14 protein-coding genes and 1 pseudogene are annotated in these 14,748 nt (G+C 74.5%); 11 read left to right on the top strand and 4 right to left on the bottom strand.

Going from position 1 to position 14,748, the window contains the following annotated elements; all coding sequences use genetic code 11:
• Window positions 1-399 precede the first annotated feature (399 nt).
• The 8 genes from ACIHAD_RS37575 to ACIHAD_RS37540 are packed head-to-tail and all read left to right on the top strand — an operon-like array spanning window position 400 to window position 9,215.
• Window positions 400-1,836, top strand: a complete 1,437-nt coding sequence (locus ACIHAD_RS37575; protein ID WP_397359494.1) for a sugar transferase — start codon at window positions 400-402, stop codon at window positions 1,834-1,836.
• A complete protein-coding gene (locus ACIHAD_RS37570; RefSeq protein WP_397359493.1) occupies window positions 1,818-3,122 on the top strand; it encodes an O-antigen ligase family protein in 1,305 nt (434 codons plus the stop codon). Before ACIHAD_RS37575 ends, ACIHAD_RS37570 begins: the two co-directional genes overlap by 19 nt.
• Window positions 3,077-4,450 (top strand): lipid II flippase MurJ, encoded by a 1,374-nt coding sequence (locus tag ACIHAD_RS37565; protein ID WP_397359492.1) that lies wholly within the window; start codon window positions 3,077-3,079, stop codon window positions 4,448-4,450. Before ACIHAD_RS37570 ends, ACIHAD_RS37565 begins: the two co-directional genes overlap by 46 nt.
• Entirely contained in the window at window positions 4,447-5,160 is a 714-nt protein-coding gene (locus tag ACIHAD_RS37560; protein ID WP_397359491.1) for a polysaccharide deacetylase family protein, read from the top strand. Before ACIHAD_RS37565 ends, ACIHAD_RS37560 begins: the two co-directional genes overlap by 4 nt.
• A complete protein-coding gene (locus ACIHAD_RS37555; protein ID WP_397359490.1) occupies window positions 5,157-6,257 on the top strand; it encodes a glycosyltransferase in 1,101 nt (366 codons plus the stop codon). Before ACIHAD_RS37560 ends, ACIHAD_RS37555 begins: the two co-directional genes overlap by 4 nt.
• Window positions 6,254-6,868: a hypothetical protein gene (locus ACIHAD_RS37550; protein ID WP_397359489.1), complete on the top strand. Its 615-nt coding sequence runs from the start codon at window positions 6,254-6,256 to the stop codon at window positions 6,866-6,868. Before ACIHAD_RS37555 ends, ACIHAD_RS37550 begins: the two co-directional genes overlap by 4 nt.
• Window positions 6,865-7,983, top strand: a complete 1,119-nt coding sequence (locus tag ACIHAD_RS37545) for a GNAT family N-acetyltransferase (RefSeq protein ID WP_397359488.1) — start codon at window positions 6,865-6,867, stop codon at window positions 7,981-7,983. The genes ACIHAD_RS37550 and ACIHAD_RS37545 overlap by 4 nt, the downstream gene beginning before the upstream one ends.
• 38 nt (window positions 7,984-8,021) lie before the next feature.
• Window positions 8,022-9,215, top strand: coding sequence for a glycosyltransferase (locus ACIHAD_RS37540; RefSeq protein ID WP_397359487.1), 1,194 nt, complete (start codon window positions 8,022-8,024; stop codon window positions 9,213-9,215).
• Here ACIHAD_RS37540 and ACIHAD_RS37535 read toward each other — a convergent pair.
• The gene (locus ACIHAD_RS37535) at window positions 9,110-10,357 is read right to left on the bottom strand and encodes a glycosyl hydrolase (protein ID WP_397359486.1); all 1,248 of its coding nucleotides are present in this window, start codon (window positions 10,355-10,357) and stop codon (window positions 9,110-9,112) included. The genes ACIHAD_RS37540 and ACIHAD_RS37535 overlap by 106 nt on opposite strands.
• Before the next feature lie 162 nt (window positions 10,358-10,519).
• Here ACIHAD_RS37535 and ACIHAD_RS37530 point away from each other — a divergent pair.
• Both ACIHAD_RS37530 and ACIHAD_RS37525 read left to right on the top strand, forming a co-directional pair.
• Window positions 10,520-10,764 (top strand): annotated as a pseudogene (locus ACIHAD_RS37530) (VOC family protein).
• A gap of 174 nt (window positions 10,765-10,938) precedes the next feature.
• Entirely contained in the window at window positions 10,939-11,472 is a 534-nt protein-coding gene (locus ACIHAD_RS37525) for a DUF1062 domain-containing protein (protein ID WP_397359485.1), read from the top strand.
• Between the two features lie 27 nt (window positions 11,473-11,499).
• Here the strand turns inward: ACIHAD_RS37525 and ACIHAD_RS37520 are convergent, their stop codons facing one another.
• A complete protein-coding gene (locus ACIHAD_RS37520; protein ID WP_397359484.1) occupies window positions 11,500-12,741 on the bottom strand; it encodes an MFS transporter in 1,242 nt (413 codons plus the stop codon).
• Window positions 12,742-12,813: 72 nt separating this feature from the next.
• Here ACIHAD_RS37520 and ACIHAD_RS37515 point away from each other — a divergent pair, with 72 nt between their 5' ends.
• Complete coding sequence (locus ACIHAD_RS37515; protein ID WP_397359482.1) at window positions 12,814-13,656, top strand: LysR family transcriptional regulator; 843 nt, start codon at window positions 12,814-12,816, stop codon at window positions 13,654-13,656.
• 37 nt (window positions 13,657-13,693) lie between these two features.
• Here the strand turns inward: ACIHAD_RS37515 and ACIHAD_RS37510 are convergent, their stop codons facing one another.
• A complete protein-coding gene (locus tag ACIHAD_RS37510) occupies window positions 13,694-14,155 on the bottom strand; it encodes an alcohol dehydrogenase catalytic domain-containing protein (protein ID WP_397359481.1) in 462 nt (153 codons plus the stop codon).
• A 31-nt stretch (window positions 14,156-14,186) separates the two neighbouring features.
• Complete coding sequence (locus ACIHAD_RS37505) at window positions 14,187-14,651, bottom strand: MarR family winged helix-turn-helix transcriptional regulator (protein WP_397359480.1); 465 nt, start codon at window positions 14,649-14,651, stop codon at window positions 14,187-14,189.
• Window positions 14,652-14,748: the final 97 nt, after the last annotated feature.

Below are 14,748 nucleotides of genomic sequence, written 5' to 3'. Positions count from 1 at the left end.
GGTCTACGTCATCGGGTCGCCCGCGGACGGCGAGGGGCGGGCGCGGACCCCTGCGGACCTCCCGAAAGCCGCCGCCCGGTCCCGCCCGTCCGGCCGTGTCATAGCGCCGCCATGGCCCGGCAAAGATCGTCATCGCTACCTGAGCGGCGAACCGGGACAAATAGCAGAGCTTCGCGAACCTGAAAATTCTCAATCTTTGTGGGACGCCATCCCGTACACACGGCCATACCCGTGAACGCTCCAAGTAAGTTGGTCGCTGCCCGCGAATCAGGGCGATTATCAGAATGGAGGCCAAAGATGAGCGAATTTTCGCGATAAGTAGGACAGCCATATCCACCCCCTGTTCGTGGATATCACGCTCTGAATTGATCGCCGTTGTTTTTTCGCAATGGAGCAGATATGGTCACACCCCTTCGGGAAGAGGAACCCTTCCCGCACTCCCCGTCAAAGGGCATCCTGCTGTCGCAGCGAGGCGCCCCCCGCCACGCCCCCGGCCGGCGGCGTCCGGTGACATGCTGGACCATCTGCTCCCTGGCCGACGCGAGCGTCGACGCCGCCGCGCTGGCCGCGCCCGTCCTCGACGCCGGTTACGGCGCGCTGCTCGCCTTCCTGGCTGCGGGGTTGCTCGTCCTGCTGAACCTGGCGGGCGGCACGTACCGGATCCGGCTGTCGCCGTCCGTGATGGACGGATGGATGTGGCGCGGGGGATGCGCCACCGCGATCGCCGGTGCGCTGACCGTCGTGGCCCTGGACCACGAGGCGACGCTGATCGCCTGGACGGGCGAGTCGGCGCGGGTCGTCGTCGCCTACCTCGGGCTGACGCTGACGGGACGCGGGCTGGTCTACGCGGTCCTGCGCCAGGCCCGCCGCCGCGGCGCACGGGTGCCCACGCTGGTGGCGGGCTCCGGCGCGCACGCCAGGAACCTCGCGCTGACCCTGCTGCGCCACACCGAGTACGGCCTGCTGCCCGTCGGCGGCGCCTGTGACGTGCTGGGCCAGGCCCCGTACGCGCCGATCGTGGACGACCCGGAGACCCTGCTCGCCATGGCACGCCGGCACCTGGCCCGCGTGGTCGTCCTGGCCCCGCCTCCCGGCGGCGAGGAGCAGACCCACCGGCTCGCGCAGCAGGCCAGGCAGGCGGGGTACCCGGTGTACCTGGCGCCGCAACCCGGCGGCGTGCTGGTCGACTTCGTCCCCGCCGGCGAGCACATCCGGGGGTTCCCGGTGCTGCGCATGCGGCCGTTGCCGCAGCGGCGCGCGTCCTGGCCGCTCAAGCGCGCCCTGGACGTCGTGCTGGCGGCGGCCGGGCTGGTCGTCAGCGCCCCCGTGCTGGCCGCCTGCATGGTGCTGCTGCGCAGGCAAGGCGGGCCGGGCGTGCTGTTCCGGCAGGTCCGGGTGGGGCTCGCCGGGACGCCCATCGAGATCGTCAAGCTCCGCACCTTCGCCCCGCTGCGCGCCGGCGAGTCCGACACCCGCTGGAGCATCGACGACGATCCCAGCCTGACCCGGGCCGCCCGGCTGCTGCGCTCCTGCTCCCTGGACGAGCTGCCGCAGCTGTGGAACGTGCTGCGCGGCGACATGAGCCTGGTCGGCCCCCGGCCTGAGCGGCCGCACTTCGTCGAGCTGTTCTCGCGCGGCGACCACCACTACGGGCGCCGCCACCGGCTGCCCGTCGGCCTCACCGGCTGGGCCCAGACCCACGGCCTGCGGGGCGACACCTCGATCGAGGACCGGGCGCGGCTGGACAACCACTACATCGACACCTGGTCCCTGCGCCGGGACATCAAGATCATGATTCGGACGGTCGGTTGCCTGCTGTGGCCGGGACGATCGTGATCAGGACGTTCCTGCCGTCCCTGGGCCGCCTGCCGGCCCGTCCCAGCTTCTGGGCCGCGCTGACCGTGATCGCGGTGTGCGTGCCCGCCGGACCGCACGCCGCGGACGTCGTCCAGCCCCAGGTCGCCGACCTGATGTCGGTGGCGCTGCTGGTGTCCGTCGCGGTGAGCCTGGCGCGCGGCGGCGCGCGTCCCGGCCGGTGGACCCTGCTGGTCGCGCCCGCGGCGCTCGCGGCGACGGCGGCCGCCCTCGCGGCGTCCGACGTCCTGCTCGCGCTGCCCGGCCTGGCCCGGTTCCTCCAGGTGTTCGTCCTGGTCCCGGTCGCCGTGACGGTGGCGGTACGGCGGCGGTCGGACCTGCTGCTGGTGGGCGGCTCGGTCGCCGCGGTGGCGCTCGTCCAGGCCGGGCTCGGCTGCTGGCAGGCCCTCACGGGCAGCGGCGCGTCCTACGCGGGCCGGCCGATCCGCGCGGTCGGCACGTTCGGCGCGGGCGAGGTCATGGCGCTGGCCAGCATGGTCAGCTTCGGGCTGATCATCGCCCTGGCGGTCGCGCTCGCCGGCGCCCCGGCCCGGCGCGCCGCCGCCCTGATCGCCGCGGCGGCGCTCTGCCCGCCGCTCGTCATGTCCCTCAGCCGCGGCACCTGGCTCGCCGTGGCCTGCGCCGTGGCGGTGATGCTCGTGCTGTGCGGCGCGCGGCCGGCCGCGCGGGCCGTCGTCGCCGCCGTGGCCGGGGCCGTGCTGCTGACGCTCCTGGGCGGGGCCGCAGGCGGGATCGTCGCCGAGCGGGTCGCCTCCATCTCCTCCTCGGTGGCCCAGCCCGACAGGTCGGTGTCGGACCGGTACCAGTTGTGGCAGGCGGCGGCCCGCATGTGGCAGGACCACCCGGTCACCGGCGTCGGCCCCAAGGGGTTCGCCGCCTGGCGTGACACGTACGCGCCGCTGGCCCTGTCCTCGGGCAGCGACATCGAGGACGCCGCCGGCGGCTACCGCCGCCAGCCCCTGCTGTCCCCGCACAACATGTACCTGCTGGTGCTCAGCGAGCAGGGGCTCGTCGGCCTGTCGGCGTTCGCGCTGCTCGTGGGCGGGGTCCTGGTACGCACGCTCACCCGGCCCGGACGGTCCCGCCCGGCGGGGCTGGCCGCCGCGGGCTTCATGACCTGGCTGGCGGTGGACTTCGCCTACGCCGACATCGGCGGCGCGACCAGCCTGGTCATGTCGGTCATGCTGGGCCTGGCGATGGGATGGACCGGCGCCGCCGCGCTCCCGTCGCGGCGGCCCGCGTGCTGAGCAGGGGCGCGGCAGACCTGCGCGCCGCGGCCCTCACCACGATGCTCGTCGGCGCGGGCTCGGCGCTCGGATACGTACGCGACCTGCTGATGGCCGCGCTGTTCGGCGCCAACGCCGACACCGACGCCTTCCTGGTCGCCTGGACCGTCCCCGAGACCGCGGCGCCGCTGCTCATCGAAGGGGCGATGGCCCTGTGGCTGGTCCCGCTGTTCAGCACGGCGACCGGGGACGGGCAGCGCGCGGCACTGGTGGAACGGACGCTGCCCGCCCTGTCGGCCGCGCTCGCCGCCGTCGCCGTGTGCGCCGCGGCCTGCGCGCCCTGGCTGGTGGCGGCTCTGGCCCCCGGCCTCCCGCAGGCCGGGCTGGCCGTGCAGTGCTGGCGGATCTGCTGCGGCTGCATCCTGCCGTTCGCGCTGGCGGGGTACGCCAGCGCGGCCCTGCGGGCCCATCACGTCTTCGGCCCGCCCGCGGCCACCGGCCTGGCCTACAACGTGGCCCTCGTCGGCTGCCTGGCGGTCTGGCACGACTCGCTCGGGGTGCGGGCCGCCGCGTGGGGCGTCGCCGGGGGCGCCGTCCTCATGGTCGGCATGCAGGCGCCGGCGTACCTTCGGCGGGTCGGGCTGCCCCGGCGGCTGCCCCGGCGCCTGGTGCTGCCGGTCGCCGGGCTGCTGCCCATCATCGCCTTCACGCTGCTGCGGCAGGGGCAGGTGCTCGTCGAGCGCGTGCTCGCCGCCGACCTGCCCGCCGGCGCGATCTCCCATCTCAACTACGCCCAGAAGATCGCCCAGGTGCCGATGGTGGTCTCGCTGATGCTGGCCACCGTCACCTATCCGCACCTGGCCCGCAGCATCGCCGCGGGGGACACCGGCCGGGCCTGGCGGCTGCTGGCCCGCGACCTGGCGACGGCGGCGGCCGTCACGGTCACCGCCGCCGCGCTGCTGCTCGCCTTCGCGCCGGCGATCGTGGGCGTGCTGCTGCACCGCGGCGCCTTCGACGACGAGGCCGCCACCGCCACCGAGCACGTCCTGCGGCTGTACACGATCGGCCTGCTCGGCCACACCGTCGTGGGCGTGGTCTGCCGCGCCTACTTCTGCGCCGGTGGCGGGCGCGGGCTGTGGTACCCGGCCCTGGCGATGGCCGCCGGCCTCACCCTGACCGCGGCGCTGGCCGCGGCGCTCGTCCCGGGCATGGCGCAGGGCGGCATCGCCCTGGCCAACGCCGCCGGAATCACCGTGACCGCCGCGCTCCTGCTGGCTGGTCTCCATCGACTCGGCCTGTCGCCGCTCCGGAGGGCCGTCACGACCGTCAGGGAAGGAGAGCGCGTATGAGCACGCGCATCGGCGCGCTGCCGCTCATCTGGATGTACCACTCCGTCGCCGAACGCGGCGAGGACCCCTTCGACATCGTCGTCACCCCCGAGCGCTTCGCCACGCACCTGCGCTGGCTCGCCCGGCGCGGGCTGCGCGGCGTGTCGGTACGCGAACTGCTGAACCACCCGGGCGACCGGCGCAGGCTCGTCGGGCTCACCTTCGACGACGGCTACGCCGACTTCGCCACCGACGTCGTCCCCCTGCTGGCCGGTTACGGCTTCACCGCGACCGTGTACGTGGTCGCCGGCCGGATCGGCGGCCACAACGCCTGGGACCGCGACGTCGCCCCCCGCCCCCTGATGGACGCCGCCACGCTGCGCCGGGTGGCCTCCGCCGGCATGGAGATCGGCTCCCACACCCGCAGCCACCTCCACCTGCCGGCCGCCGCCCCCGGCGAGCTCGCCGACGAGCTGACCACGAGCAAACTCATGCTCCAGGACGTGCTCGGCACCCCCGTCACCGGTTTCGCCTACCCCTACGGCGAGCTGACCGCCCGCGAGATCGCCGCCGTCCGCCAGGCCGGGTACGAGCACGCCTGCGCCGTCCGTCCGGGCAGGCTGGCCGGGCCGCACGCCCTGCCCCGCCGCTACGTCGGCGACCGCGACACCGCCGTCCGGCTGCTCGCCAAGACCGCCTGCCACCGGCTGCGCTGGGGGCTGGCGCGGTGAAGGTCCTGCACGTCATCACCGGGCTGGCCGCCGGCGGGGCCGAGCAGCAACTGCGGACGCTCCTGCCCCACATGGACTGCGCCAGCGAGGTCGCCGTCCTGACCCGGCCCGGCGCCCTGGCCGACGCCATCCGCGCCGGCGGGACGCCCGTACGCGCCGTGGGCATGGGCGGCAACCGGGACCTGCGCGCGCTGCCCCGGCTCACCGCCCTCATGCGCGCCGGCCGCTACCAGGTCGTGCACGCGCACCTGTATCGCGCCTGCGTCTACGCGCCCCTCGCCGCCCGGCTGGCCGCCGTGCCGGTCGTCGTCACCACCGAGCACTCGGCCGGGGCCCGGCACATCGAGGGACGGCCCGTCACGCGCCCGATCCGCACGCTCTACCGCACGACCGCCCGCCTGACGCACGCCGTCGTCGCGGTCTCGCCGACCGTGGCCGACCGGCTGCACGGCTGGGGACTGCCGCCCTCGCGCGTCGTCACCATCCCCAACGGCGTCGATCTGGCCGCCTTCCGCCACGATCCGCAGGCCGGGGGCCAGGCCCGGCTGAGCCTGGGGATCCCGCCGGAGGCGTTCGTCGTCGGCGGGGTCGGCCGCCTGGTGGCGGGCAAGAACTTCCATCTGCTCGTCGAGGCGCTGCCGGGGCTGGACGGCGCGGTGCTCCTCCTCGTCGGCGCCGGGCCGGAACACCCCCGCCTGCGCGGCCTGGCCGCGCGGCTCGGCGTCGAGCGGCGCGTCGTCTTCGCCGGGGAGACCGCGCACGTGCCGGCCCTGCTGTCGGCCATGGACGTGCTGGCCGCCCCGTCGCAGGAGGAGACGTTCGGGCTGGCCGTCGTCGAGGCGCTGGCCGCGGGCCTGCCCGTGCTGTACGGCTCGTGCCCGGCGATCGACGACCTGCCGCCCGGAGCGGCGCCCGGAGCCCGCCGGGTGCCGCCCCACCGGCTGGCCGCCGAGCTGGCCGCGCTCCTGGACGCCCCCCGCACGCGCCTGCCGCCGCCCCTCGCCCTGGACCGCTACGACGTGCGCCGGCAAGCCCGGCGCCTGCACGACCTCTACGACCGCCTGCTCACCAGGCGCCACCAGGAAAGGCTGTCATGACTCACCCGGTCCAGCGCGCCGCCGGCGCGTTCCGCACCTGGTCCCTGCTCGCGCTCCCGCTGATCGGCATGGGGGCGGGGCTGACGTACTCGCTGGTCCAGGAGCCCGTCTACACCGCCGACGCCTACGCGGTGGTCAGCGCGGCGCGGCAGGGCGTTCCCACGCAGGAAGCCGACTTCGCCCAGGCCTACGCCAGGGTGACCGTCCACCCCGGCCTGCTCGCCGGGAACGGCGACGCCTACCTGGCCGACGGCGAGCTGCTGCGGACCACCCTCCAGGCGTCGGCCTCGCCCGACGCGCCGCTGATCCGGCTGGCCGCCATCGCCGGCACCCCCGAGGAGGCCGCCAGGCGGGCCAACAGTGCGGCGAGCGCGCTCACCGCCTACGCCAACCGGCACAGCGCCGACACCGGCGTCCGCCTGTCCAGCTTCGCCCCGGCCGTGCCGCCCGCGTCGCCCAGCTCGCCCCAACCCCTGCTCGCCACCGCCGTCAGCACGGCCGCCGGCCTCCTGCTGGCCGCCCTGGTCTGGATGGCGGTCCCCGCCGGGCCGCGGCGGGACGGCCAGGAGGCCGCCCCCGCGCGCCGGCCGGTCGAGACGACGTCGGCATGACGACCACCATCCGCCAGGCCCCGGACCTGGCCACCGAGATCGTGACCGGCTCCGGCCGCCTGCGCGCCCTGGCGGGGGAGTGGGCCGACCTGCACGACCGCTCCCCGGCCGCGACGCCGTTCCAGTCGCACGCCTGGCTGTCGTCGTGGTGGGAGACCTACGGCCATGGCACGAACCTGAGTGCCGTCCTGCTGCGCCGGCGGGGACGGCTGGTGGCCGCCGCCCCCGTCATGACCGTACGCCGGGCGGGGCTGCGCGTCCTGCGGCCGCTCGGCGGCGATCAGTCCGACTACACCGACGTCCTGATCGAGGACGGTGACCCCGATCTCCCGGCGGCGCTCGGCCGGGCTCTGGCCGGGCTGCCCGGATGGGACGTGCTCGACCTGCCCGAGGTACGGCCGGGGGCCGACGCCGAGCGGCTCGTGGCGGCCTGGCCGGGCCGCTCCTGGCGGCTGCCCGCCTCGACGTGCGTCGAACTGCCCGGCGTCCCCCTCCACCAGTTGCTCGCCGGGCTGCCCGGCAAGAACGGGACCAAGCTGCGCCGCGAGCTCAGACGCGTGGACGACGCCCCCATCCAGGTACGGGACGTACCGGCCGCCGAGGCCGAGCACGCCGTCGCCCGCCTGCTCGACCTGCACGCCCTGCAATGGCGGGGCCGGGGCATCAACGTCGAGCACACCAGGCCGCGCTTCCACGCCCACCTGACCCGCGCCGCCCGGCGGCTGGTGGACGAGCAGCAGGCGCGGCTGACCGAATACCAGCTCGACGGCCGGATCGTCGCGGTGGACCTGGCGGTCGTGGGCAAGGACTTCGTCGGCGGCTACCTGTACGGCACGCATCCCGACCTGCGCGCCCATGTGGACGTCGTGACCCTGTTGCTCCGCACCGACCTCGGCCTCGCGCACGGGCTGGGCCGGCCGACGATGTCGCTGCTGCGCGGGGCCGAGTCCCACAAGACCAAATGGGGCGGCCGGCTCGCGGTCAGCAACCGGCTCCTGCTGGCCAGGACGCCGGCCGCGACGGTTTACGCCCTCGCGGCCCGCGCCCGGGTGGGCGCCCGGACGCTCCGCGGGCGGTGGGACGTGCTCGACCGGGTCCTGCGCGGGCCGCGATGACGACCTCGGTTCCGCACTCACCGCACACTCCACCGCGCGTGCTTCACGTCACGCAGCCCACCGAGGGCGGCGTCGCCGCCTACGTCGAGAGCGCCTGCGCCGACCAGAGCCGGCGCGGCTGGACCGTCGCCGTCGCCGCGCCGCCCCGAGGACGGCTCGGCGAGCGGCTGGCGGTCCTCGGGCTGCCGCACCTGGCCTGGCCCGCCGCACGGGCGCCGCACCCGGCCGATCTGGCCGCCGCCGTCGTCCTGGGCCGCATCGTGCGCCGGTTCCGTCCCGACGTGGTGCATCTGCACTCCTCCAAGGCCGGGCTGGTCGGCCGGGCGGTGTTGCGTGGCCGCGTGCCGACGTTGTTCCAGCCGCACGGCTGGTCCTGGCTGGCCTGCCGGGGGACGCTCGCCGCCGCGTCCACCGCCTGGGAACGCGCCGCCACCCGGTGGACGCATCTGGGGCTCTGCGTCGGCCGGGGGGAGTACCGGCAGGCCCAGGAAGCGGGCGTGGGCGGCCCGCTGACCGTCGTGCGCAACGGCGTCGACCTGACCCGCTTCCCGCCCGCGACGCCGGACGAGCGCCTCGCCGCCCGCCGTGACCTGGGCCTCTCCCCGCGAGCGCCGCTGGTCGTCTGCGTCGGCCGGATCACCCGGCAGAAGGGCCAGGACCTGCTGGTGGAGTCCTGGCCGCGGGTCGCCGCCCGCCTTCCGGACGCCCGCCTCGCGCTCGTCGGGGACGGGGACGACTTCGGCCGCCTCCGCCGCGACGCGCCGCCCGGAGTCCTCATGCCGGGGGCGAGCAACGATCCGCGGCCCTGGTACGCCGCCGCCGACGTGGTCGCGCTGCCGTCCCGTTGGGAGGGGCTGCCGCTCACCGTGCTGGAGGCCATGGCCACCGGACGGTCGGTGGTGGCCGCCGCCGTCCCCGGTCTCACGGAGGTGGTCACCCCGGCGACCGGAGCGCTCGTCGAGGCGCGGGATCCGGCGGCGCTGGCCGCGGCGATCGTGGCCCGGCTGGCCGATCCGGCCGTCCGGCACGAGGAGGAGCGGGCGGCGCCGTCGCGCGCGGCCGAGTTCGACCTCGGCGTCACCCTCGACCGGCTGGCCGCGCACACGCTGCGCCTGGCCCGGCCGGATCAGCCCGTCGCCACCGGGGTGGAGATGACGGCCGCGGAAGTGACGGCGGCGGAATCGACCGTGGCGGAATCGACCGTGGCCGAGGTGACGGCCGGGCTCGGCTGAGGCGTCGGCGGCGCGCTCCCGCTCGGCGCGGCGGCCTGGGCGGCCGGGGCGGCGGACGTGACGGGCGATGACGCCGGAGTGGCGGACGCGTCCGGCGGGCCCGCCGGGGTGACGGACGCCGGCAGTGGCGAGGTCGCCGGAGGCGGGGACGGCCCCGGCCGGAAGCCCGGGTCGCGCAGGATCTGCCGGAAGACCCGCGCCGACCTCGGGTTGGCCGGGCAGCGCCAGACGCCGTGCGGGCAGTAGTCCACGATCGAGTGGTAGGCCACGTCGTGCCGCGCTATCCAGTCGAGCATGTCGCGCACGAACTCCGGCCGGTCGCCGTACCGGAACAGCCCCCATTCGGGGAAGGAGATCTTCTTGCCGTGCGAAGAGGCGAACTCGGCCTGCGCCTCCAGCCCGTACGGCTGGTCGACGTAGTCGGCGAACCGGTGGCCCGGCCCCTGGTCGTAGCTGTCCATGCCGATGATGTCCACCACGTCGTCGCCGGGGTAGCAGGCGGTCCAGCCGATGGCGTCCGGGCCTCGGTTGGGGCTGAAGTCGAAGCGGAAACGCTGCCCCGGCACGGCCCGCATCACGGCGACGATCCGCCTCCAGTACGCCATCCACGCCTGCGGATCGGCCGAGCAGCGGCTGGAGTAGGTGAGTCCGTTCATCTCCCAGCCCGGGACGATCACCGTGTCCGGCGCGTGCCCGGCGACCAGCGTCCGGGCCAGCCGGTCGAAGTACGGGTCGAACGCGCCGTCCGCGCCGGCGTTCAGCAGCACCGACACCGCGTCGTCCGGGAGGTCGCCCTCGTTCGGCATGACCATCGGCACGTTGAGCACGAGCATGCGCGACGGCTTGGCCGCCCGCCACCGCATCCAGGGCTGCAGGACGAAGTCGGGCCCGCCCAGAGCGTTCCACGCCTCGCCCGGCACGTACGTCCGCCCCACCCGGACCTCCGCGCCCAGCCACGTCTCGAACGCGCCCAGCAGGTGCGGCCCGCGCCAGTCGGAGGCGAGGAACACCCCGAACGGCACGTCGGACAGATCAGGGCGGGCGGTGGACGGCTCCTCCCGCGGCTTCGTGCTCAGCACCGGTGGAACCACTGCGGCGATCACTGCCAGCAGTGCGCAGACCCATGCCATCCTCACGGTCATCGCCCGCCCCCTCTCTTACAGGGTGTATCAGCTCACGTACCCAGAGGGAGGACTCCGGTGATCAAGTCACTGCAAAAGTGATCGCCGGGAGGCCGATGGTGGACGCCGGCCGGGCCGTCAAGCGTTGGCCGGGTGCGTCCGGCCACCGGTAGGGTGCCGATCATGGCTAGTCGCATTTCCGAACTGATCGTCCCTTGCCGGGATCCACACCGGCTCGCGGCCTTCTGGTGCGAGGTGCTGGACTTCGTCGTGCTCGACACCGAGGATGCCAGGACGCCGAACTCGAACGCCTGCTGAAGCTCGGAGCGCGCCCGGCAGACGACGGCCAGACCGGCGAGGAGCCGTGGCACGTCCTGGCCGATCCCGAAGACAACGAGTTCTGCCTGCTGCGCGCCCGCCTGAGCTGAGCATCCGCCCCCACCGTCACCCCATCCCCTTGTGAGGACTTCGCGCGCATGACGCCGCCTGCTCTCTAGACCTGACACCTTCCCGCGCATCGGTCGCCGACGGACGCCGTCGGCTCTGTTTTCCGTGCTCTTCGTCAGGTCTTCAGAGAGATCATGTCTTCACATCCTCATATCGTGCTGCCCTGGGTGGTGCGCCGCACCCGCCTGCCCCTGCTCGTGCTGCGGTGCGTGGCCTGCCCGTCCGGCCGCGCCGCCGTCGGTGACGGCAGGTTCCGCGTCAACGCCAATGGCAAGCTTCTCGACGTCTGGCTCCTGGTCAACTGCGTGTCCTGTGACCGGACCGGCAAGCTCACCGTCCACGACCGGGTTCCGGTCCGGTCGCTGGACGCCGGCCTGCTGGCCGGTTACTCGGCCAACTCGCCGTCCCTGGCCGCGGAGGTCCTCCTCGACCCGTTGACCGCCCGCCGCAACCGGTACGCGCTCGACTGGGACGGGTGCTGGGAACTCCACGCGCCCGCCGTCCCCGAGGATCCGTGGCCCCTTCGGATCACGGTCACCTTCGACGATCCCGTGCCTGTGCGTCCCGAACGGCTCATCGGCCTCGGGCTGGGCGTCAGCCGGAACGAGATCGCTCGCCAGGTCAAGATCGACATCCCGCCGAACCGCAGGACGAAACAGGACTTCTCCTTCATCCTGATCGGTCCCTAGGTTCAGGACGTCGGTCTCCGGAGGACGTCACATCGCGTCACGCCCTCCGGAGACCTTCGTCGGTTCCCGTACCGCGACCGGGGTGCCGCGATCGGCGAAGGCCTTTCCGGGGGCGGGACGGGAGCGGGACAGCAGGCCGCCGGCCAGGGCGGCGACGAGGCCGGCCAGCCCGGCGGCCGCGAAGCCGCCACCCGGCATGGAGGCGTCGATCGCCAGCCCGGCGAGCGGCGCTCCGAGCGCGAAACCCGCGCCGGCCGCCGACGACTGCAGACCCGTCGCCTCCCCCCGGACGCCGGCCGGCGCCAGCCTGCTCACCGCGTCGGCCACCGTGGACAGGGCGGGCGCGGTGAGCAGCCCGGCGGCGGCGACGGCCAGGCACAACCAGCGCCAGTCGTGGGCCAGCCCGGCGGGGATCGTCACCAGCCCGAGCAGGCCGAGCAGCAGCCCCGCGGGCAGCGACCGGGGCAGCGCGCCGTAGATCAGCCCGCCGGCGACGGAGATCACGCCGAACACGGCCACGACCACGGCGGCCCAGGACACCTGACCCGCTTCCCTGAGCGTGGCGACGATGGCCAGGTCGATGCCGCCGAGCAGCGTCGTGACACCGAACCCCATCGTCAGCACGGCGATCATCCGGCCGTCCAGCCACTCCCGGCGCGCCTGGCGCGCGGGCGCACCGGCGTCCGGCTCGCCCTCGGCCCGCAGCGGCGGGTCGAGCAGGGCGATCCCGAGCCCGCCGATCGCGATCACCGCGCCGAGCCCCCACGCCACCACCTCGGGAGACAGCTGCGCCGCGCACAGGATGACCACCGCAGGCCCCACCATGTACGACAGCTCGCCCTGCACCGACTCCAGCGCGAACGCGGCCCGCCGCTGTCCCGGCGTCGTCGTCGCGGCGATCGCCTGCCGGATCACCGTCGGGACCGGCACCATCAGCAGCCCCGCCACGACGGCGGCGCCCAGCAGCAGCCCGTACGGCAGGACCGGCACGCTCGCCCAGAACACGGCCTGCGCGGCGACGGTCGTCAGCAGCACGGCGCGCAGGCCCCGCCGGTCCATCATGCGGCCGAGCAGCGGCCCGCCCAGCGCCACCCCGGCGGTCAGGGCCGCCGCGACGCCGCCCGCCGCCACGTAGCCCATGTCCAGGCGCAGCACGACGTACATGGTCAGCGCCGTCACGTCGGCGGTGATCGCGGCACGGGCGAGCAGCGAGACGCCCAGCAGCGCCGCCATTCCGGGAACGGCGAGAACCTGTCGGTATCCGGTCACCCGGGCGACGCTAGGCCATCCTCCAGGCCATAGGAAGGCGTTGTTTCGTTGGAGCCCCCATAATGGATGCTTATGGCCAGGGATCTTGAGACCGGGTTGCTGCGGTCGTTCGTCACCGCCGTGCGGGCGGGCAGCATCAGCCGCGCCGCGACCGCGCTCGGGCACACCCAGCCCGCGCTCAGCCAGCAGTTGCGCAAGCTGGAGAGCGCCGTCGGCCGCCCGCTGCTCCACCGGTCGCCGTCCGGCGTCTCGCTGACGCGGGCGGGTGAGGAGCTGCTGCCGTACGCCGAGCGCATCCTCTCGCTCTCCGCGCAGGCGCTCACCGCGACCGGGCGGGCGCTCACCGGCCGCTGCGGCGTCGGGCTGCTCGAGGACCTGGCCGCTGCGCAGCTTCCGCAGGCCCTCGCCGACCTCGCCAGGCTGCACCCCGGCGCGACGCTGGAGGTGCTCAGCCTCTCCGGCCCCGCGATCCGGGAGGCCTACGACGCGGGCCGCGTCCAGCTCGTGCTCGACGAGCTGCCGGACCTGCCCGGGCCGCCACGCTGGACCGTGCGCCGCCCGCTGGTCTGGGCGATCGGCCAGGGCGTCGACCCGGCCGCCGATCCGCTGCCGGTGGTGCTGTTCACCGGCACGTGCGCGTGGCGCAGGTCGGTGGTGGAGACGCTGGACGGCACCGGCCGGCGCTGGCGGACGGCCTTCGAGAGCAACAGCCTGGCCGGCGTGCTCGCCGGGTTGCGGGCCGGGCTCGGCGTCACGGCGCTCATGCCCGGCAACCTCGAACCGGACATGGCCTGCCACGACCCGGACGCGCTGCCCGCCCTGCCGGACGTCGAGCTCGGCCTCACCCGGCATCCGCGCACCGAGGGCGATGCGCTGATCGACGCCGTGGAGACCGCGCTGCGACGCATGATCTGAGCGCCGTGGCCTCAGAGCACGAGGGCGATCTTGCCGGTCAACCGGACGCGCCCGCCACCGGCAGCCGTTCGCCCGCCCGCAGGTCCAGCCAGTCGAGCGTCTGCAGGGCGGTGAGCCCCGGCAACGGCAGCGTCGCCGCCTCCACCAGGCTCACCGCCGAGGGCGCGACGGCCAGCGAGCCGACCGGCATGGCCACGAGATCGGCCCAGGTCCCTCGCGTGGTGCCGAGCTGATGGGACATGCCGAAGACCCGCTCACCCACGGGCAACGACTCGTCCCGGCTGTCCACGACGATGCCCGCCAGCTCCCATCCCAACGTCATCGGCAGCGGAGGGGCGCCCTCGCCGATGGCCCCTTCACGGGTCCTGTCGTCGACCGGGTTGAGTGCGGAGGCGACCACGCGTACCAGGACCTCGCCCTCCTCCGGCCGGGGCGCCGGTGCCTCGGCGATCGTCAGGACGTCCGGGCCGCCGAAGCGGGTGATCCGTACAGTGCGCACGTTCGACTCCTCGAATCTCACAACAGACAGGTCAGCCGTCGAGCAGGCCCAGGGCCGACAGTGCCGGGACGAGGCGTGGGTCTGCCTGTCCGGCCTCCTCCAGGACGTTCCTGAGCGTCGCCTCGTACGTGGCGTTCGCCTCGGCGTAGCGGGTCCGGCCCGACTCGGTGATGACGGTGTAGACCCCGCGCTTGTCGTCCGGGCACAGGTCCCGGTACGTGAACTCCGCCGTGATCAGCCGCGTCACCAGCCGGGTCACCGAGCTCTGGTTGAGCCCGATCTTGTCGGCCAGTTCCTGCATGCGCAGTTCGCCGGCCGCCGAGGTGGCGAGATGCCCGAGCGCCCGGTACTCCGACAGGCCGATGCCGTGCCGCCGCTGGAGGGCGGCGGCGAGCGCGTTCTCCACGCGGGCGTGCAGCAGCAGGACGTCGTTCCAGGAGCTGGACAGCGCCGAGGGCGCCGGGGCCGGGGGCGGGGTGGGAGCCGTCGGAGCCATGGAAGCCTCCTCCTTCTTCGAGGACCCGGTCCCTGGGACGCGGGATTGACAAAAGCATACATGCACATGCAAGCTTCTCTCTGTCGCCAAGAAGCTT

Origin of the sequence: Nonomuraea sp. NPDC052265, assembly GCF_044547985.1 — a bacterium.
Classification (GTDB): Bacteria; Actinomycetota; Actinomycetes; order Streptosporangiales; family Streptosporangiaceae; genus Nonomuraea.
Note: the sequence above shows the minus strand (reverse complement) of the source record. Positions and strands in the feature narration are given on the sequence as shown.

What these genes read in the sequence shown, in the direction of transcription:
- ACIHAD_RS37575 (WP_397359494.1), top strand. Translation starts at nt 400, where the DNA reads ATGGTCACACCCCTTCGGGAAGAGGAACCCTTCCCGCACTCCCCGTCA.
- ACIHAD_RS37565 (WP_397359492.1), top strand. Translation starts at nt 3,077, where the DNA reads ATGGACCGGCGCCGCCGCGCTCCCGTCGCGGCGGCCCGCGTGCTGAGC.
- ACIHAD_RS37560 (WP_397359491.1), top strand. Translation starts at nt 4,447, where the DNA reads ATGAGCACGCGCATCGGCGCGCTGCCGCTCATCTGGATGTACCACTCC.
- ACIHAD_RS37550 (WP_397359489.1), top strand. Translation starts at nt 6,254, where the DNA reads ATGACTCACCCGGTCCAGCGCGCCGCCGGCGCGTTCCGCACCTGGTCC.
- ACIHAD_RS37545 (WP_397359488.1), top strand. Translation starts at nt 6,865, where the DNA reads ATGACGACCACCATCCGCCAGGCCCCGGACCTGGCCACCGAGATCGTG.
- ACIHAD_RS37535 (WP_397359486.1), bottom strand. Translation starts at nt 10,357, where the DNA reads ATGACCGTGAGGATGGCATGGGTCTGCGCACTGCTGGCAGTGATCGCC.
- ACIHAD_RS37515 (WP_397359482.1), top strand. Translation starts at nt 12,814, where the DNA reads ATGGCCAGGGATCTTGAGACCGGGTTGCTGCGGTCGTTCGTCACCGCC.
- ACIHAD_RS37505 (WP_397359480.1), bottom strand. Translation starts at nt 14,651, where the DNA reads ATGGCTCCGACGGCTCCCACCCCGCCCCCGGCCCCGGCGCCCTCGGCG.